The sequence below is a fragment of the Acinetobacter sp. YH16040_T genome (assembly GCF_024605785.1).
Taxonomy (GTDB): Bacteria; Pseudomonadota; Gammaproteobacteria; order Pseudomonadales; family Moraxellaceae; genus Acinetobacter; species Acinetobacter amyesii.
The window spans coordinates 75,472-93,845 of sequence record NZ_CP094541.1 but is presented as its reverse complement, the minus strand read 5'-3'; the positions used below and the strand labels follow the sequence as shown (position 1 = coordinate 93,845).

General features: G+C 42.4%; 17 protein-coding genes and 2 pseudogenes. 5 read left to right on the top strand and 14 right to left on the bottom strand.

All coding sequences use genetic code 11. The features are described from left to right. Positions 1-27 precede the first annotated feature (27 nt). The 5 genes and pseudogenes from MST16_RS00460 to MST16_RS00440 form a co-directional block, all read right to left on the bottom strand. Positions 28-528 (bottom strand): ankyrin repeat domain-containing protein, encoded by a 501-nt coding sequence (locus tag MST16_RS00460; RefSeq protein ID WP_078193253.1) that lies wholly within the window; start codon positions 526-528, stop codon positions 28-30. A gap of 184 nt (positions 529-712) precedes the next feature. Then, positions 713-1,534, bottom strand: a pseudogene (locus tag MST16_RS00455) (catalase); the annotation flags it as partial. Between the two features lie 73 nt (positions 1,535-1,607). Beyond that, positions 1,608-2,381 carry an IS21-like element ISAba8 family helper ATPase IstB gene (gene istB, locus MST16_RS00450; RefSeq protein ID WP_180008623.1) on the bottom strand — a complete coding sequence of 258 codons (774 nt, stop codon included), beginning with the start codon at positions 2,379-2,381 and terminating at the stop codon, positions 1,608-1,610. Continuing rightward, positions 2,381-3,400, bottom strand: coding sequence for an IS21-like element ISAba8 family transposase (gene istA / locus MST16_RS00445; protein WP_180008621.1), 1,020 nt, complete (start codon positions 3,398-3,400; stop codon positions 2,381-2,383). Before istA ends, istB begins: the two co-directional genes overlap by 1 nt. Before the next feature lie 90 nt (positions 3,401-3,490). Continuing rightward, positions 3,491-4,189, bottom strand: a pseudogene (locus MST16_RS00440) (catalase); the annotation flags it as partial. Between the two features lie 229 nt (positions 4,190-4,418). Between MST16_RS00440 and dtd the strand changes: the two are divergent. Next, positions 4,419-4,859, top strand: coding sequence for a D-aminoacyl-tRNA deacylase (dtd, locus tag MST16_RS00435; protein ID WP_168379709.1), 441 nt, complete (start codon positions 4,419-4,421; stop codon positions 4,857-4,859). 60 nt (positions 4,860-4,919) lie between these two features. Here the strand turns inward: dtd and MST16_RS00430 are convergent, their stop codons facing one another. The 4 genes from MST16_RS00430 to serB all read right to left on the bottom strand — a co-directional run bounded on the left by MST16_RS00430 (position 4,920) and on the right by serB (position 8,102). Then, positions 4,920-5,429, bottom strand: coding sequence for a hypothetical protein (locus MST16_RS00430; protein ID WP_168379710.1), 510 nt, complete (start codon positions 5,427-5,429; stop codon positions 4,920-4,922). Positions 5,430-5,497: 68 nt separating this feature from the next. Continuing rightward, positions 5,498-5,977: an SCP2 sterol-binding domain-containing protein gene (locus MST16_RS00425; RefSeq protein WP_078190615.1), complete on the bottom strand. Its 480-nt coding sequence runs from the start codon at positions 5,975-5,977 to the stop codon at positions 5,498-5,500. Positions 5,978-6,134: 157 nt separating this feature from the next. Then, positions 6,135-6,467: an AciT family ciprofloxacin tolerance protein gene (gene aciT, locus MST16_RS00420; RefSeq protein WP_078190616.1), complete on the bottom strand. Its 333-nt coding sequence runs from the start codon at positions 6,465-6,467 to the stop codon at positions 6,135-6,137. Between the two features lie 414 nt (positions 6,468-6,881). Next, the gene (serB, locus tag MST16_RS00415; RefSeq protein ID WP_078193257.1) at positions 6,882-8,102 is read right to left on the bottom strand and encodes a phosphoserine phosphatase SerB; all 1,221 of its coding nucleotides are present in this window, start codon (positions 8,100-8,102) and stop codon (positions 6,882-6,884) included. A gap of 77 nt (positions 8,103-8,179) precedes the next feature. Here serB and MST16_RS00410 point away from each other — a divergent pair, with 77 nt between their 5' ends. Further along, the gene (locus MST16_RS00410) at positions 8,180-9,436 is read left to right on the top strand and encodes a hypothetical protein (RefSeq protein ID WP_168379711.1); all 1,257 of its coding nucleotides are present in this window, start codon (positions 8,180-8,182) and stop codon (positions 9,434-9,436) included. 49 nt (positions 9,437-9,485) lie between these two features. Here the strand turns inward: MST16_RS00410 and ppk1 are convergent, their stop codons facing one another. The 5 genes from ppk1 to mhpT all read right to left on the bottom strand — a co-directional run bounded on the left by ppk1 (position 9,486) and on the right by mhpT (position 15,262). Further along, positions 9,486-11,549: a polyphosphate kinase 1 gene (gene ppk1, locus MST16_RS00405; protein ID WP_180011821.1), complete on the bottom strand. Its 2,064-nt coding sequence runs from the start codon at positions 11,547-11,549 to the stop codon at positions 9,486-9,488. Positions 11,550-11,747: 198 nt separating this feature from the next. Next, complete coding sequence (locus MST16_RS00400; RefSeq protein ID WP_180008617.1) at positions 11,748-12,716, bottom strand: bile acid:sodium symporter family protein; 969 nt, start codon at positions 12,714-12,716, stop codon at positions 11,748-11,750. A gap of 73 nt (positions 12,717-12,789) precedes the next feature. Then, a complete protein-coding gene (pncA, locus tag MST16_RS00395; protein WP_078193259.1) occupies positions 12,790-13,440 on the bottom strand; it encodes a bifunctional nicotinamidase/pyrazinamidase in 651 nt (216 codons plus the stop codon). A 70-nt stretch (positions 13,441-13,510) separates the two neighbouring features. Further along, positions 13,511-13,900 (bottom strand): hypothetical protein, encoded by a 390-nt coding sequence (locus tag MST16_RS00390; RefSeq protein WP_180008615.1) that lies wholly within the window; start codon positions 13,898-13,900, stop codon positions 13,511-13,513. 150 nt (positions 13,901-14,050) lie between these two features. Continuing rightward, positions 14,051-15,262, bottom strand: coding sequence for a 3-(3-hydroxy-phenyl)propionate transporter MhpT (mhpT, locus tag MST16_RS00385; RefSeq protein WP_180008613.1), 1,212 nt, complete (start codon positions 15,260-15,262; stop codon positions 14,051-14,053). Positions 15,263-15,985: 723 nt separating this feature from the next. Between mhpT and dapA the strand changes: the two genes are divergently transcribed. The 3 genes from dapA to purC are packed head-to-tail and all read left to right on the top strand — an operon-like array spanning position 15,986 to position 18,262. Further along, entirely contained in the window at positions 15,986-16,885 is a 900-nt protein-coding gene (gene dapA / locus MST16_RS00380) for a 4-hydroxy-tetrahydrodipicolinate synthase (protein WP_078193262.1), read from the top strand. Positions 16,886-16,900: 15 nt separating this feature from the next. Continuing rightward, complete coding sequence (locus MST16_RS00375) at positions 16,901-17,506, top strand: lipoprotein-34 precursor (NlpB) (protein WP_078193263.1); 606 nt, start codon at positions 16,901-16,903, stop codon at positions 17,504-17,506. A 36-nt stretch (positions 17,507-17,542) separates the two neighbouring features. Further along, positions 17,543-18,262, top strand: a complete 720-nt coding sequence (purC, locus tag MST16_RS00370; RefSeq protein ID WP_078190626.1) for a phosphoribosylaminoimidazolesuccinocarboxamide synthase — start codon at positions 17,543-17,545, stop codon at positions 18,260-18,262. Positions 18,263-18,374: the final 112 nt, after the last annotated feature.

Genomic DNA, 18,374 nt, shown 5'->3' with positions numbered 1-18,374 from the left:
TGCTGAAGCTGAGCGCGATCAAGCTCACTATTTTTTGAGTAACTGTCGATATTTTTCTTCTTGACCAAATTCACGCGCAAACTGTTCTGCAGTCTTTTGCCCCATTTTTTTGGCATTTGCATCGCAATCCACTTGGCGTAATTGCTTTGCAATCGCCCATTCTAATTTAAACATGGCACCCATCAATGCGGTGTTGCCTTTATTGTCACGTGCGCAGCGGTCTGCACCTTGTTCTAGCAAACGAGTCACAATATTTTGATGACCATAATAGGTCGCCATCATCAGTGGTGTAAAACCCGAAGCATTGCGCACATCGACCGGAAAACCGTGCTTAAGAAATTCATTGATGACTTCTTCATTGCCAGTTTTGGCTGCAGCAAAGAAAATTGCGATCAATTCCTGTTGTGAGGTCATCTGATCGCTTGCAGTTGCTTTAGCGGGGGAGATATCTTCCGCGATTGCCACGTTTGCGAATGCGGAACCAAACGCTAGAAGACTGGCTAAAGTCAAATGTTGCATAACTTTCATGATGAACTCCAACAGAAATCGAATGTAGAATTGAATTGGAAACAATTCATTTCATTAAAAAAATGAATATTTAAGGAGTGCCTATGAAACTCCCCCTAGGGTGCAGGAAAGGTATGGAGCTTCATAGGACTTTTTTGAGGTAACGTTCTAGCCCCTAGTTACCAATCCTTCAGACTGATCGAAATTAGTCTTTCAGTTGTGCTGCTTTGGCTTTTACAGTTGCAAGGTTACCGTTTACTGCTTTGGTCATACGCATACCGTAATCTGCATCTGCTTTGTAGAAGTAAGACAACATGATGTGCTTGGTCTCAGAATCTTTTACGTTGCCAAGATCCGCAGCCAAGTTCATGATTAAATCGTCTTTTTCTTTAGCAGAGTATGAACGGTAAAGCTCACCCGCTTGCTTGAAGTTTTGCTCTTTGGTACCGATCTGTTGAACTGTGCCAGTCAGCGGTGTTTGAACTGCACGTGCTTTCTCAGTGGCAGCTTTAGGCTCTTTACGGCTTGGCTCGTAGTTCACGTCAGAATCACGCTCGCTAACATTCATGTAGCCATCTTGGTTGTTGTTGTTAACAGCAACAAGCGGACGGTTTACTGGAATTTGCTGGTGGTTCGCGCCTAAACGGTACATTTGAGTATCTGAGTAAGAGAAGATACGACCTTGTAATAGACGGTCTTCTGATGGCTCGATACCTGGGACTAAGTTACCTGGAGCCAATGCCACTTGTTCCGTTTCCTGGAAGAAGTTTTTCGGCATACGGTTCAGCGTCAATGTACCCACTTTAGTTTCTGGAACTAAGTTCGTTGGCCAGATTTTAGTTGGATCTAGCGGATCAAAATCAAAGCTGTTTAAATCTTTAGGATCTAACACTTGGATGTAAAGATCCCATTTCGGGAAGTTGCCCGCGTTGATGTTTTTGTAAAGATCGTTGGTTAAGTGGTTGAAGTCTTTACCTTGCAGCTCCATCGCTTCTTTAACGTTCAGACCTTTCACGCCTTGTTTAGTGTCAACGGCATTCTAAAATTGACCCCTTTTACCTTTCAAATGGCAAAGTAAAATTGACCCCTTTGATCTCGTATTAAGTTTCAACCTGGGGCTGAATCCCAATTCTTTTTTTATCCTTCAAACGATAACTCTCACCCGATATTTGTACCACATGATAGTGATGCAATAACCGATCTAACATCGCAGCGGTCAACGTGACATCATCTGCAAAGGATTTGGACCACTGGCTAAAGGGTAAGTTACTCGTCAATATCGTACTGCCTTTTTCATAACGCTTGGCAATCACGTTAAAGAACAGATTCGCTTCTTCACGTCCAAACGGTAAATAACCAATTTCATCGATAATCAGTAACTTTGGTCCCAGTACCGCACGTTGCATATAGGTTTTCAGTTTACCTTGCTGATAGGCTGTACTCAGTTGCAGCATGAGATCGGCGGCGGTAATGAACTTGATCTTAATGTTGTTCATGATGGCCTTATAGCCTAATGCCATAGATAAGTGCGTTTTTCCTACTCCGCTAGCCCCGAGAAACACCACATTTTCTGCTCTAGCAATAAAGCTCAGATTGAACAGTTCAATCACCTGTGATTTAGGGGCCCCTAGGGCATAATTAAAATCATAGTCTTCCAGGGTTTTGACTTGAGGCAGGCCTGAGAGTTTCATCAGTACCTGCTGACTGCGCTGTTGCCTGGCAGCATATTCATGCGTCAAGATCGCTTCAACAAAGTCGGCATAACTTCCATCTTGACCTAATGTTTGTTGTGCATGATGTGACCATTGTGATGCGATGGCAGGCAGATTGAGCTTTTGGCAAAGTTGCTCTATACGGTCGTATTGCAGATTCATCAGGAAACTCCCAGCAACTGGTCATATACCGATAAGGGATGCTGCAAACTCTCGTAGGGCATGACATGCTGTGCTGCTGCAACAGGTACAGTGCCAGAACCCGTATCTGATTGCGGTAATGGCGTAAATTTTTGCTGCTCCTGTTGCAGTCGAACAGCCGGTTTTTCTTGCGTGGTGGCATGAATCCGCTGATTGGCGGTTTCATGCAGCCACCGGCCAATGAGGGCATTGGCGACATCAACATCTAACAGTAAACCCGAAGTCTTCAGGCTTGCTTTCAATGGCACAATAAAGCTTGATTTGAGGTATCCATTAAAGCGTTCAACTTTGCCTTTGGTCTGTGCACGGTAGGGCTTACATACGCGAGGACGAAAGCTGTATTTCTTGGCGCAGTCGAGCAGTTTGGGATTCCATTTATGCTGCCCCTCCTGATAGGCATCCCGTTCAATCATGATCGTTTTAGCGTTATCAAACAGTATTTCCTGAGGTACTCCTGCAAAGAACTGAAATGCATTTTCTAGACCATCGATCCATGCATCGGTACGTTCATGATCATAAAATTTCACGAAAGTCGCTCTGGAATACCCTAATGTTGCGACAAAAGCTTTTAAAGTCGTGTTGTTACGTCGAATCGTGGTGAAATCCACTTGCATTTGTTGGCCAGGTTGGGTTTCAAAACGAATGATCGGTTCCGGTTGAGCAACTGGTTTTAATGTTGCAAGATATTCCCTCAAGATCCTGATCTTTCCTGGATATCCCAACCTTAAAATTTCCTGGTAGAGCACGACAGCAGGAATCCATTCAGGATGAGCTGCGTTTACACGTTGGAGTAAATAGGGTTTATATGGGTCAAGGATACTTATTCTAGGCTGTATACGCTGATACTGAGGTGTGGTGTTTTGCCGTAAATATTTACGTACGGTATTTCTGGATAGCCCCAGTTCACGACTAATGGCTTTAATAGATTTACCTTGTTGATGAAGTATTTGGATTGTCACTGCTTGCTCCAAAGTTAACATGTTGAGCAGTCCAAAATGACCGCTATATTAACCAAGGGGGTCAGTTTTTAAATGCCATTAGGGGGTCATTTTTACACTGCCGCTAACATTAGAGCGGAAGTTGAACTTCACGTATTTATATTCGCCTTTGTCGTTGTACAGTTTGAATGCGTGTACACCGAAACCATCTTGCTCACGGTAGCTAGTTGGAACACCTTGGTTACCATACACATAAGTCAACATGTTGGTTGCCCATGGTTGGCTAGACAAGAAGTCAAATACGCGGTTCGCGTCTTGAACGTTGTCAATTGGGCTTGGCTTCATTGCGTGAATGAAGTCAGGGAATTTAATTGCATCACGAATGAAGAAGACTGGAGTTTGGTTACCCACTAAATCCCAGTTGCCTTCTTGCGTATAGAACTTGATCGCGAAACCGTGCGGGTCACGTAGAGTTTCTGGAGAATGTTTACCGTGAATTACAGTCGAGAAACGTAAGAAAACTGGAGTCTTAGTACCTGCTTTGAACAATGAAGCAATGGTGAGATCAGATAAATCTTTAGTTGCAACGAATTCACCATACGCACCTGTACCACGGGCATGTACCACACGCTCAGGAATACGCTCACGACCAAAACGTTGTAATTTTTGAACCAATTGCACGTCTTGAAGTAGAACTGAACCATTTGGACCCGCAGTAATCGAGTTTTGGTTATCGCCTACTGGTGCACCATTGTCTTTGGTTAATGGCGCTGCTTGAGTCGCCGCTGTTGCTGTTGCTAACATCGCAACCAATAAAGAACGCTTAAACATCGTCTTAATCTCTCTGTTAAATACCTTTCCTGCCCCGCAAAGATACTGATATTCAATAAATAGATAAAACAGATTATTTTTATAAATTCAATCGTATTATTGGATTTATAAAAAATATACAGTTAATTTTCAAATGTTTGAGCCCAAAAAATTCTACACATCGCCTCGAAAGAAGGATGCATTTGCTACAATCCCTGCCCTATGTTCAATTTTCTACTCGGAAGAAGTTATGCGGGCCTTGTTACAACGTGTTTTAGAAGCCAAAGTGGTGGTCGATGGTGAGATCACGGGTGAAATCAATCACGGTATTTTAGTGTTTTTAGGCCTTGGCAAAGCGGATGATTTAGAAAAAGGCAAAAAGCTGATTGATAAGATCTTGAAATACCGCTTTTTTGATGATGAACAAGGCAAGATGGGCTGGAATGTCAGTCAAGCCGGCGGCGGTATCCTCTTGGTGTCTCAATTTACCCTGATGGCGCAAACGCAAAAAGGCCTGCGCCCCGATTTTGGCCCTGCCATGCCGCCAAACGATGCCAAAGCACTGTATGAACAGCTGGTCGATTACACCAAGAGCCAATATGACCATGTACAAACAGGCATCTTTGCTGCCGACATGAAAGTGCATTTGGTTAATGACGGTCCAGTGACCTTTAATTTAGAAGTTGAATAACCACTGAAGCATTAAAAAAGCCCTCTTTTGAGGGCTTTCACAAGCTAGAATAATACGGTCTTAAATGGTTGTAATCAGTTTTGCACGTTGCATTACTTCCACAGGGATATCTTTCACAAGCATGACTGTTAATGACTGATCATTTTTCTTTGACGTTGTTGTTTGATTTGCGTCTAGAACAGTATTTACATCAGCGGGATTCAATGTATACATTGCACCAGTAGCTGGATCAACAATTAATAAACCAATTAATCCACCAAAAATAATATTGGCTACATACCAACCATTTACTGTCCCTGTTACCTGCACAGTTTTTGTTTGAAAACCATCTTTTTTGAACGTTACTTCATAAGCTGCTGGTTTAAAATATCCTGTACCGCGTTTTAAAGTTACAGTTGCAGGTGTGATACCTGTATGTACCTTTTCCCCCGCTTTATTTGTAATTGAAATCGATGCTTCATCAGGAACTGACTTAAAGGTTAAAGTTTGAGTCGATCCAGAAATGATACTTGCACAACCTGTCAAAGTAAGTGATGCAGCAATTAAACCCGACGTAATTAATTTTTTCATAAAAATACCCCCTAAAAAGTGGGGGGTATTTTTACCAAAAAAACGTTAATTTTCAACGAAAATTAAAATTATTTTCCTGTTTTTTCTTTAATAAACGCACGTGCGATTTTGATTTTTTCTTTAACCGGTTTTGGAAGTTTAGGTGGAATTAACTTCGCCACTTGGTTAAACCAGACCAGTAGACCAAAATCACCTTCCATTTTAATACTGCCATTTTGCATACCCGTCATAAATGCTGTTGGGTCACCTTTCATCAAGGTTTTTACACCCTGTTCGCTGTCCGCAAATTGCAAAATAAAGTCTGCTTTTTCCGCATCGCCTGAAACAGTATCAATCTGTCCATTATTTACAATAATTTGACGTGCAACACCCAAATCTGTACCGATTTGAATGCGGAATTGACGTTCATGAACCAATTCAATGAATTTAGGGCTAGTACGTGCAAGCTGTTTCATACGAAGCGCTAAACCTGCCACGAGTAAATCAAGTGGATCCGTACTGACATCAACTAAAGGTAGTTTTACGACAGGAATTGATGATAGTTTCATGACTTAAAGCCTATTGTAATTGTTGGAAAATTGACTGGTTTCATCCTACCATAACTTGGCTTTTGAGAAGTAAGGCTTTGTATCTCAAATCGGACTAATGCGTTCATAAAAAAAATGCGCCCTCAGGCGCATTTTCATTGAAATTTTGTTCTGGCATTTATCGGCTCGAACATTGCTGCTCTTCATCATATACAGGCGTATGCTCTATACATTGACGCTTTGCCATCGCACGCTCTGCACGACGGTCTTCACGTAACAATACTAAAGTGAATACCACCATTGCGGCCATTAATGCCGTTAAATAACTATAGGTCACTGATAATTCAAACATGGTTTGTGTGCCAAATCGAATCACTTCAATGAGTCCCCACACCAGCATCCCCGCCAGCATAAAACTTAACCAGCGACGATAAGGCGAGAAGAAAACAGCAATCACAGCCGCCGATACCAAGCTCAGGCCAACGATTGTTGCTAAATTCGCTGTTAACATAAAAACCTCCGTCATTTGACAGCTGACATCTCTTGTCTTACAGGATGCTGAGCCGTCTCACTACTGTATCTTCAGTAAATAGATTTGGTCGATCTCAATCTCTTGCAAGCATTATGCTGAGTTTTTTGCATAAAAAAAGTCTCGTTTTTTGTCCATGCGACACACCTTGTCGCAACATTATTTTGTCATTACATTTTTTCTTTTTAAAGAATTTCTAGAACAATGATGGCATCTCGTTTCGAGTGTCATTACAAAAAAAACAGCTGGTTTTAGGCTAAAAAAATTAATTTTTCGAATGCTGTTAATCGTTGTTTTTATCGACAATTTTCTTCTACCGTTCATCGGATGAGCTGAATTCTTGGCATAAAAAAACGCAGCCTTTTGGCTACGTTTTTTAGTATGAATTAAATGGTTTTAAGCGCGATTTAAATCTTTATCATGCACACCAAGCAGGTAAAGAACACCATCTAGACCCACGCTTGAAATGGCTTGATTGGCATTTTGACGCACCAAAGGTTTCGCACGGAAGGCAACGCCTAAGCCGGCTAAAGACAACATTGGCAAGTCATTCGCACCATCACCGACCGCAATGGCTTGTTCTAATGAAATCCCCATTTCCTCAGCGATTTGAGTCAATAAGAAGGCTTTGCGCGCACCATCCACAATATGGCCTTTCACTTCACCGGTTACCGCGCCATCTTGGACGTCCAGTACATTGGCATGGACTTCATCGATACCCAGTTTTGCTTGTAGATATTCAGCAAAATACTGAAAACCACCTGACAAAATAGCCGTGCGATAGCCCAGTGATTTCAGCGTTGAAATGAGACGTTCCGCACCTTCTGTGACAGTCAGACGTTCTGCAATCTTAGGCAATACCGAAGCATCCATACCTTTGAGTAGTGCCACACGTGCACGGAAACTTTGTTGGAAATCGAGTTCACCTTGCATAGCACGTTCAGTGATTTCAGCCACTTGAGCGCCGACACCCGCTTCAATCGCCAATTCGTCAATCACTTCTTGCTCAATCAGCGTCGAGTCCATATCAAAGCAGACTAAACGACGATTACGACGGTAAGCATTGTCTTCTTGAACGGCAACATCTACCCCTAGTTCAGTAGATAGACGTAAACATGCTGCACGCATCGCAGTGGCATCCAACATCTGGCCTTTTAGACCAAATTGAACGCAGGCACGGCGCGGACCTTCACTTGATCCATCTAACTCTGGACGGCCAGATAAACGAGTCACAGTTTCAATATTGAAGCCTTGGCTCGACACAATATTTGTAACTGCCTGTAAATGAGACGCCTGTAATTCTGGCGCAAGTGCCGTAACGATATAGCGTGTGCGGCCTCCCTCATTTACCCATTGTTGATATTCTGTTGTAGAGATTGGTTTAAAGCGCACAGTTAAGCCAATATCATGTGCTAAAATCAACATCTCCTTCATGGCTAATGCTGTCGCAGTCTGGTCTTCCGACGAAACAACAATACCTAAAGTCAGCTGATTGTGGATGACTGCTTGTCCGACATCTAAAATCTGTAAGGAATGTGCGGACAAAACCTGCATTAATCGTGTAAATTGATTAGGTTGGTCAGGTCCTAAAAGTGATATAAGAATGATTTCTCGCATGAATTGACTCGGGTCTGAGCTACAACTAATGTAAGAATCATAATCTAAATTGAATAGAATTGCCTTGGAAGTTTACGTTGAATGCGCCTAGACAAGGGCTATTTGCTAGCCTATTAGTAGTTTGTTTTGCTTTGCATACCTTTTTATTGGTATTGGCAACAACCCACCAATTGAACGAAAACCGTGCCAGTCAGGGACAACTGATGACCAGTCAATTGGTTACAGACAGCCTATCTGAGCTTGAGCCGGCCAATACCGTATCATTAGCCTTACTTGCTGACCGCTATGCAACCAACCCGAGCGTGGCTTCCATCCGCATTTTAAATGCCAATAATCAAGTTTTGGCCACAGGCGGTTTGACCAAAACCCGTGACGGTGAAATCTTTGTTCGTGATGCGCTGCAAAACGAAAAGAAAGTCGGAACGGTTGAAATCACCTTAATTAAACCAAGTATTGGTGAAATCTTACGTACGCAGTGGGCTGCGATTCTATTTTCATTATTCTTACATGGCTTGTTATGGTTGGCGTATCGCGCTATTGCGCGTCCAAGTCGTACTGAATATTTAGCGCGAATCAACAATGAATCACGTCTAAAACATGAAATTCAAACGCTAGCGCAGGCTTTAGAACAAGAAAAACATAATGCCGCTCTGGCGATTGCTCAAGCGCAGCAAAATGCGCAAGCCAAAGCAAAACAGCATAAAGACATGAAACCAGTGGTTCTCGACAGCAACAGCTTGGCATTAAATATTCAATTTTATGATCCGAAACAGTTGCTCGATAGCGTCAACAAAACCGTGTCTGTGCCGTATTTTAATCTCTGCCAAATTTTCTTGAATAAAACCACAGAACTCTGTGTTCAACATTATAAATTGAACAGTTCTGACATCAGTACAGTGCATAAGTTTGATGAACATGGCGCAACCATCAGCATGACTGCTGACACTCCAGATGCGCTGCGTTGCCTCACCATGATCAGCTCAGTATTCCAATTGCTTTCAGATGTTTTATATAAACGCTACCGTGAAGAAAAACGATTCGTTTTACAAACCCGTAGTGCAATTTCAAGCTCTGTCGAAGCTATGCAATTGTCTTCTGTACAAGCGGCTGAACGTTTAGTCCAACAATTGGTTGCCAAAGAAAGTGCCATTCATGTGCCGACAACTTTGCTCAAAGAGATTTCAGATCATTTCCAATTGGTCAGCTTACCAAATCCGACCAATGTGCTCACTCGTCATGCGTTTATGCTCAATGGAATGGACAGTGATGCCGCTGAATTGGCTCAAAACTTCAGAACTGAAATTTTAAAATCCAAACAATCAAAAGCCTCTTAAAGGTTTTAGCAAAATCAAAAATCCCGACTTGAATCGGGATTTTTTTGTCTTAAACGGTCGAAATTTTCTGTGCAATCAAATATTTTTGCGCGTTATGCAGCTCGTCACCTGCTTCAACCGCGACTCTCTCCCATTGCCCATTCGACTGCATTTCCCATGCATTTTGATTATCGTCCAAATAGTTAAGTAAACCATCTTTCATAATGCGTTTTTTCAAACGGCTTTCTAAAATGGGAAAACAGGTTTCGACCCGTGAAAATAAGTTACGTCCCATCCAATCGGCACTGGCACAGTACAATCGTTTTTCGCCTGCATGCTCAAAATAATACACTCGAGTGTGCTCTAAGAAGCGCCCAACGATAGATCTCACATGAATATTCTCAGACATACCTTTGACCTGAGGAATCAAACAACAAATCGAACGGATAATTAAATCTACACGTACCCCTGCTTGCGATGCACGATACAAAGCAGCAATCAGTTGCGGTTCCGTAAGTGCATTGACCTTCACAATAATTAGTGCGTATTTTCCCGCTTGTGCAGCAACAATTTCCTGTTCAATTAGTTTCAATAATTCAGTATGCAGGGTAAATGGTGCATGCAATAAAGCTTTCAGCTTCGCCATCTTGCCCATACCGGTCAGTTCCTGAAACATGCGATGCACATCTTCGCAAATATCGGGATGCGTCGTCATCAGGCCATAATCGGTATACATCCGCGCATTGCCTGCGTGGTAATTACCTGTTCCCAGATGGGCGTAGCGTAGCAGCTGATTATTTTCACGGCGCACAATCAAAATCATCTTGGCATGGGTTTTATAGCCCACAATGCCATACACCACGACAGCCCCAGCTTCTTGCAATATATTGGCCACAGTAATATTGGATTCTTCATCAAACCGTGCCCGAAGTTCGATGACGGCGGTTACTTCCTTGCCGTTGCGAGCGGCCTCCGCCAAAACTTGTACAATGTCCGAATCTGGCCCACTGCGATAGAGCGTCTGCTTAATGGCTAGAACCTGTGGGTCTTTTGCAGCTTCACGTAATAGGTTAATGACCGGTTGAAAGGAGTCAAACGGATGATGTAACAAGACATCTTGTGTTTTTAATACATCAAAAATCGCGGTTTGTTTACGAAAAACTTTAGGAATAATCGGTGTATAGACCGGATATTTCAGTTCAGGTCGATTAAAACTGGTACTGAGACGCGATAAATTGATCGGGCCGTCAATGCGATAGAGCTCCTGCTCACTCAAATCAAATTCATCTAACAAATAATCAATAATGCTTTGCGGACAATCATCTTCAATTTCTAAGCGAACTGCCCGACCAAAACGCCGTGAAGACAATTCATCTTTTAATGCCACCGCCAAGTCATCCACATCCTCAGCCAAAACCAAATCTGCATTGCGTGTCACTCGAAAGGCATAACAGCCCGTCGCTTTCATCCCCGGAAATAAATCATTGATGTGTTGCTGAATAATGGCGGTCAGGAAAATTTGTGTCTCTGCACTGCCTTCAACTTCGATGGGCATTTTGATTAAACGCGGCAACGAACGTGGCGCAGGCACAATCGCCATTTCAATGGCACGACCAAAGGCATCTTTGCCTTCTAGGCTCACAATAAAGTTGAGGCTTTTATTGACCAAGCGTGGAAACGGATGGGATGGATCTAAGCTAATCGGTGTTAAAACTGGTTGAACTTCTTTACTAAAATAATGGCTAATCCACGCCCGATGTTTTTCTAAAATATCTTTAAATTGAATAAAGCGAATGCCTTCACTTTGTAATGCAGGCAATACAGCATGATTGAGGGTCTGGTATTGCTCTGCAACCGTGTCATGAATCACTTGGGAAAGTTCATCTAAGACCACTTCAGTCGGAATGGCATCTGGCGTCCGTGCAATCGCATTCAAATCTCGTTGTTTCATCAGCCCCGCAATGCGAATTTCAAAGAATTCATCTAAATTGCGTGAAAAAATGATGAGAAAATTCAAGCGTTCAAGTAAAGGTAAACTTGAATCGAGTGCCTGAGCCAAGACCCGCCGATTGAAATCTAAAAGTGACAATTCACGATTATAATAGGTCTCTGATGAATGCTGAAAATGTTGCATACCCTCTCAATGCTGTTTGAAACAGTCTATATCTAAAGTGTTTGCCGGCATGTTAGGCAGCGGATATGACACTTATGTTACAAATAGCATTAATCAATTAAAAAAGCATGCAATTCCCTAAAGCCCTGTTCATCAAATCGTAAAATTTATTTTCGACATCAAAAAAGAGGGACATTGCCCTCTATTTTACTGAATTGTTTATTGCACAGGCTTGTCTTGTTCCAATGCTTTGGGCTCACTCGTCCGTGCTGCCCAATAGGTTGCCAGTGCGGGACCCGAAATATTGTGCCACAAACTAAAAATCGCACTCGGCACAGCGGTCAGAGGTGAAGCGGCAAAATGGGTCGCCGCCAATGCCACACCCAAACCTGAGTTTTGCATCCCAACTTCAATCGACACTGCTTTACAGTCTGCATAGGGCAATTTAAACAGTCGGCTGGCCCAAAAACCCAATAGATAGCCCAAGCCATTATGTAAGGCCACTACCCCAAGAATCAGTAAACCTGATTGCAAAATCTGTGTTCGACTACCCGCAATGATTGCTGCCACAATCGCTACAATTGCCACAACAGAAACCAATGGCATGACCTGTATATAGGCATCCACTCGGTGCTTAAAGACAGTTCGAATCATTAACCCCACAATGATCGGAAATAAAACCACTTGTAAAATTGAAACCAACATCGATGCCGCATTAATTTCGATCCATTGGCTTGCCAGCAAATAGAAAATCGCAGGGGTTAAAACCGGTGCGAGTAATGTCGAAACAGAGGTACAGGCAACAGATAATGCGGTATTACCTTTTGCCATATAGGTGATGACATTAGAAGCCGTTCCACCCGGACAGCAACCGACAAGAATGACCCCGATCGCGATCTCTGTCGGCAGTTGTAATAATTTACACAAGAAAAAAGCCAATCCCGGCATCACAATAAACTGTGCCAAAACCCCGATCATCACAGCTTTAGGGCTTTGCAATACACTTTTAAAATCTTGCAGTGTCATGGTCATGCCCATACCCAACATAATGATGCCTAGCATCCATGGGATATATGCTTTTAACCAAACAAATACATCGGGAAAAAACATGGCGAGCGCTGCAAACAGCACCACCCAAATCGCAAATGTTTTCTGCACAAATTGAGTGAATTTTAAGAAAGCCGACATAGGCATCTTCCATTTAAATACAGGGACAAAAAAAGGCACACCCTTGTGCCTTTTCTCAACTGAGCCCACTGGGTCATGCCAAAGATAATGCCTGTGCATGCTGCTGCACAATATCTTTCAGGTAAATACGCTTCACCCCATTCGCCAACATGTCTTGCCATGCATGCTGTAAAGAACCCTGTAAATCGATCCCTTTGGTCAAATCAGCAATCACAAAAGTTTCAAAACCAAGCTTACGTGCATCCATTGCCGTCCATGCAACACAGAAATCCGTGGCAATGCCCACCACAAAGACTGTATCAATACCACGTTCGCGCAAATAGCCCGCCAAACCTGTTGAAGTTTTCTGATCTGCTTCCATAAAAGCAGAGTAGCTGTCGATATGCTGATGAAAACCTTTACGGATAATTAGCTGCGCCGTTGGTAAATTTAAATCAGGATGCAATTCGGCATCCTGTGTGCCTTGTACACAATGCGTCGGCCACAGTACTTGCGTTCCATAATTCAGCTCTATGCTGTCATAAGGTACATGCTCAGGATGATTTTCAGCAAAAGAGATATGGTCGGCTGGATGCCAATCTTGAGTCAGCACAATATTCGTAAAGTATTGCCCCAGTTGATTAATCCCTGGAATAATTTGATCGGCATTGGCAACAGCCAACTGACCACCCGGGGTAAAACCATTTTGTACATCGACCACAATCAGCGCTGTATTTTTTTGCATATCTCTCCATCCGTTGTCATGCATTGTCGGCGACTCTACTGATTCGCTCATATTTTAAAAGCCTTAGTATTCAGTCCTGTGCATAAAAATAAAATGACTGTCCTTCCTGACAATACCGATACTTGGGCAAATGCTCAACCAGCCGCTGTGCAAATCGTGGGTAAATACGGGCTTTTCGCCGAGTCGAAGCATGAAAATAAAAATATCGCGGTTGATGTTGAAAGATATATTTTAATAAATGGCTGCGTGTCTGTTGCATGACCTCAAATGCATTAATCTTTTCAGCAACATCTTCTAGGGTAGGTTCATCGGCAAAGGCCAACCACGCATTTTGTCTCGGCTGTTGGCGATTTCTTTGAAATACAGGTTTGAGTTCCAAGATAAATTCGTATTGATGTAGATACAAACTGAATTCACGTTGATCAACTTTAAAAATTGCGACCAGTTTTCTTGCTGACATAGCCCCTCTACGTTGATTTTTATTTTCTCTTTATGCTGTATTTTTACATAAAATACCTTTATTTATCTTGATTTAAAGCATTTGCGCGACTTCTATTGTCGCCATAAAAAAGCCCGCAATATGCGGGCTTTTTTTGATATGGCATGTTCCTTATGATGGAATACGACGTACCAATAACAACATAAATATTGCAGAGATTGCGATACATGGAATTGCAGCGGTAATCACCCCTGCCGCACCAAAACCTGCTGCCAATAGCTGACCCGCAATTGCAGGGCCTAACATTGCACCGACACGACCAACGGCTGAAGCTACACCAACACCCGTACCACGTAACTGTGTCGGATACACGATACCACCGAAGGCATACAATACACCTTGGCAACCAATCACGAATGCACCGACTAAAGCTGACGCCATGTACATTTGAGTCAATGAACCTGCACCATTCAGCGCAAATAGACCTGCCAAAATACCGCCGTACATCAAAATGATCACATAAGCTTTCTTCCAACGATCAGTCAACATACCTAAAATGATCGTACCAATGGTTGCACTCACCATGAAGTAGAACTGCGCAGTTGCACCATCTTTACGAGTGAAACCGAGTTCGGTGAACAACGACGGTAACCAGCTCAACATGATGTACACCACCATCAAGGTGAAGAAGTAGCTCACCCAAATTGAGAAAGTACGTAAACGGTTTTCTGTGTTAAAGAGGTTTTTGAAAGCACCTTGTTGCATTTCGCCATTGGCGGTCGCTTGAACCGCTTGATCTTTGGCTTTCAAGAATTCACGCGATTCGGGCAGGAACCAAATCATCAATGGAATCACAACAATCGGTAATAAACCGCCTAAATAGAAAATATTTTTCCAGTTTGCACCGAAGTCCGTCATTGCGACCAATGATAAGATTGCCGCACCCACAGGCATACCACAGTACATCAAACCGACTGCACGACCACGATTTTGTGGCGTTACCGATTCAGATGCCAAGGTAATTAAAATTGGCATTGCTGCACCTAAACCTGCACCTGCAAGAAAACGTACAGCGAGTAAGCTATGGAAGCTATTTACCCATACCGTACATAAGGTAAAGATGGCGAACATCCCCGTAGACCAAATTAATACTTTTTTACGGCCCATTCGGTCTGCAATCCGACCACCCACCAAAGCACCAGGTAATAATCCTAAAATACCGGCACTAAAAAACACCCCTAGCTGCGAGCTATCCAGCCCGAAATATTCACGAATCCCTGCTGCTGCAATACCTGCAGCCTGAATATCCAGACCTTCGATTACGGCAATAAGGAAGCAGATTGCTACCGTGACAATAGCATGCTTATTATCTGACTTTTCCATTGGAGAATCCTTGTTGTCATCAGCGTTCAAATTAAGTCGCATCATCGCTGAGCCTTATAAAGGATATAACTACCAATAAGTTGAAGCCTTTCGTCCAAAATTGGATTACGTGCATGGTGTAATAGTTTTTGTGCTTTAAGTCACAAAGTCGTAAAAACAATTAAAAATTTAAAATAAAAAAATATGAATCGTGCAATGAACAGTCAAATCAAGCGATCTTTTTAAACACTCATAAAAACATGTCTATTTCTATTAGATATAAAAAAGATTATTACCCAAGTTTTTAACAATCATTTGTAATAAAACCCGAGCGAATTGATATAGTTTTTAAATCTTTAGTCATTGTTATTTAATCTTAAATTCTGATTAAAAAGCACGGAATACACATAGATCAACCTTTTGCTGATGATTTAATCAATCCCATCAACCATGCCAACCCTCTCGATTGAATAAAACATTTTCAAGATTCAGCCCTTGCTGAACAATTTTCAGGCTGCAAAAAAACCGCTATTTTACACTTGATTGTTTTAAGTTTGATTTGTATAAAGAATTTTATGGCTTTGACCAAAGCATATTGTTCTTATGCGTTTGATCAGTCATAATTTGCGTAAGCATTATTCAACTTGGGTATAGCCCAATGAACATGCTACAAATCAAAATTCGAAACCATCCAGAAATCAATATTTCATCTTGTCGGATGGACAAATAGGATAGCTTTTCAAAATGACTCAGCAAGCTCAGACCATTCAAGGTTCAATTGTCGCAATCGTCACCCCAATGTTTGAAGATGGCAGCGTAGATTGGAAGAGCCTCGAGAAGCTGGTTGAGTGGCATATAAAGCAAGGCACCAATAGTATTGTTGCTGTAGGGACTACAGGTGAAGCTTCTACCTTGAGCATGGCCGAACACACTCAGGTGATCAAAGAAATCATCCGTGTGGCGAACAAACGCATTCCAATTATTGCCGGCACAGGTGCAAACTCAACCCACGAAGCAATTGAACTCACCAAAGAAGCCAAAGAATTAGGTGCAGATGCGGCATTATTAGTTACACCATACTATAACAAACCTACCCAAGAAGGCCTGTATCAACACTACAAAGCGATTGCTGAAGCTGTTGATTTACCTCAAATTTTGTACAATGTACCTGGCCGAACCGGTGTAGACATGCACAACGACACCGTGATCCGTCTTGCTGATATTCCACAAATCGTGGGCATTAAAGACGCCACTGGCGATGTTCCTCGTGGTCAAGAACTCATTGAAGGCCTTAAAGGCAAAGATATGGTGGTGTACTCAGGTGATGATGCAACGGCTTATCAGTTAATGGGTTTAGGTGCTAAAGGCAACATTTCGGTTACTGCGAACGTGGCGCCAAAAGAAATGAGCGAAGTGTGTGCAAGCGCTTTGGCGGGTGACGCAGTCCAAGCCGAGCAACAAAACAATACTGTTGCAAATTTACATCAAATTTTATTTTGCGAATCGAACCCAATTCCTGTGAAATGGGCACTTCATGAGATGAACCTGATTGAAACAGGCATTCGCTTACCATTAACACCCCTTGCAGAACAATATCGTACTCCGCTTCGTGAAGCACTCATCACTGCGGGCGTTATCAAATAAAGAAGAGCAAACATCATGCAATTACGTTTAGGACTTAGCCTGGCACTTTCAGTATTTACATTAGCCGGTTGTAGTTCACTTGCCTTTAATAATGGCACACTGGACTATAAACAAACCACAGATGTTGAACCGCTGAAATACCCTGAAGGGTCGATGGTTCGTCCTGCAACGCCTTTGTATCCTGCTCCATCTGTTGACCCACTAGCAATTGAGCATGCACCAAAGCTTGAAAATAAGCGCGGCAATCGCTATGCCCTTCCGCGTCCAGCCGCGGAAAAAAATAATGTCGTTGCAGATTCCTCAACAGACAGTACAAATATTAGCCGCCCTCAACTATTGGTGGATGGAAATCAAAATCCGCTGATCAAAGTTGAAGGAAATTCTGCTACAATTTGGCAATACACACTTGCTACCCTCAGCAGCCTTAACCATACCATTGTTGGTCAGAGCAAAAACCGTTACGAAGTAACCGTCAAGGTCGATCAACAGACCTATGTTTTAAGACTTTCTTCTGTAGGTTCAAGCAATAACATCGCTGTGTTCAATGCCGATAACAGTTTTGCAGACAAAGAAAAAGCTGCAGATCTGTTAGCTCAGATTTACCAAAATTGGCCAGCCTAGTCGTACTAGGCATTTTTTCTCGAAAAAGGTTCCCTCATGTTAAAACAAACCTTGCTCTATACTGGTAAAGCGAAATCTGTTTATGAAACAGATAGTTCTGACCACCTCATCCTAGTTTTCCGTGACGATGCTTCTGCATTCAACGGTGAAAAAATTGAACAACTGGATCGCAAAGGTAAGGTGAACAACCGTTTTAACGCCTTTATCATGGAAAAATTGGCTGCGGCTGGTATCGAAACTCATTTCGAAAAACTTCTTTCTCCAACTGAAGTTTTAGTGAAAAAATTAACCATGGTTCCTGTAGAGTGCGTAATCCGTAACTATGCAGCAGGTTCACTTTGCCGTCGTTTAGGCGTTGAAGAAGGTAAAGAACTTACTCCGCCAACTTTCGAATTGTTCTTCAAAGACGATGCGTTAGGCGACCCAATGGTGAATGAATCACAAGCGATTGCTTTAGGTTGGGCGACTGCAGAACAACTCGCTCAAATGAAAGAATTGACTTATAAAGTAAACGAAGTACTTAAAGGTCTATTCGATGCAGGCAACATGTTGCTTGTTGACTTTAAACTTGAATTTGGTGTGTTCCACGACCGTATCGTATTGGGTGACGAATTCTCTCCAGACGGCTGCCGTCTATGGGACAAAGACACTAAGAAAAAACTCGACAAAGACCGTTTCCGTCAAGGTTTAGGCGGTGTGGTTGAAGCGTATGAAGAAGTTGCTGCACGTTTAGGTATCGACCTTTCTGATATCTAATTCGTTCATCGATTTAAAAAACCGAGCTCTTTAGCTCGGTTTTTTAATAAAATATTACTCGATTAATCCATGATCGAAAAAACAAATGTTAACCATAAAAATCCTCTGTTTC

Excerpts from the sequence above, each read along its gene's own strand:
- istA (WP_180008621.1), bottom strand. The coding sequence starts at position 3,400 with ATGTTAACTTTGGAGCAAGCAGTGACAATCCAAATACTTCATCAACAA.
- MST16_RS00390 (WP_180008615.1), bottom strand. The coding sequence starts at position 13,900 with ATGTCAGCAAGAAAACTGGTCGCAATTTTTAAAGTTGATCAACGTGAA.
- ppk1 (WP_180011821.1), bottom strand. The coding sequence starts at position 11,549 with ATGCAACATTTTCAGCATTCATCAGAGACCTATTATAATCGTGAATTG.
- serB (WP_078193257.1), bottom strand. The coding sequence starts at position 8,102 with ATGCGAGAAATCATTCTTATATCACTTTTAGGACCTGACCAACCTAAT.
- MST16_RS00425 (WP_078190615.1), bottom strand. The coding sequence starts at position 5,977 with ATGAAACTATCATCAATTCCTGTCGTAAAACTACCTTTAGTTGATGTC.
- pncA (WP_078193259.1), bottom strand. The coding sequence starts at position 13,440 with ATGCAAAAAAATACAGCGCTGATTGTGGTCGATGTACAAAATGGTTTT.
- MST16_RS00400 (WP_180008617.1), bottom strand. The coding sequence starts at position 12,716 with ATGTCGGCTTTCTTAAAATTCACTCAATTTGTGCAGAAAACATTTGCG.
- purC (WP_078190626.1), top strand. The coding sequence starts at position 17,543 with ATGTTAAAACAAACCTTGCTCTATACTGGTAAAGCGAAATCTGTTTAT.
- dtd (WP_168379709.1), top strand. The coding sequence starts at position 4,419 with ATGCGGGCCTTGTTACAACGTGTTTTAGAAGCCAAAGTGGTGGTCGAT.
- MST16_RS00460 (WP_078193253.1), bottom strand. The coding sequence starts at position 528 with ATGAAAGTTATGCAACATTTGACTTTAGCCAGTCTTCTAGCGTTTGGT.
- MST16_RS00430 (WP_168379710.1), bottom strand. The coding sequence starts at position 5,429 with ATGAAAAAATTAATTACGTCGGGTTTAATTGCTGCATCACTTACTTTG.
- MST16_RS00375 (WP_078193263.1), top strand. The coding sequence starts at position 16,901 with ATGCAATTACGTTTAGGACTTAGCCTGGCACTTTCAGTATTTACATTA.
- mhpT (WP_180008613.1), bottom strand. The coding sequence starts at position 15,262 with ATGGAAAAGTCAGATAATAAGCATGCTATTGTCACGGTAGCAATCTGC.
- aciT (WP_078190616.1), bottom strand. The coding sequence starts at position 6,467 with ATGTTAACAGCGAATTTAGCAACAATCGTTGGCCTGAGCTTGGTATCG.
- dapA (WP_078193262.1), top strand. The coding sequence starts at position 15,986 with ATGACTCAGCAAGCTCAGACCATTCAAGGTTCAATTGTCGCAATCGTC.
- istB (WP_180008623.1), bottom strand. The coding sequence starts at position 2,381 with ATGAATCTGCAATACGACCGTATAGAGCAACTTTGCCAAAAGCTCAAT.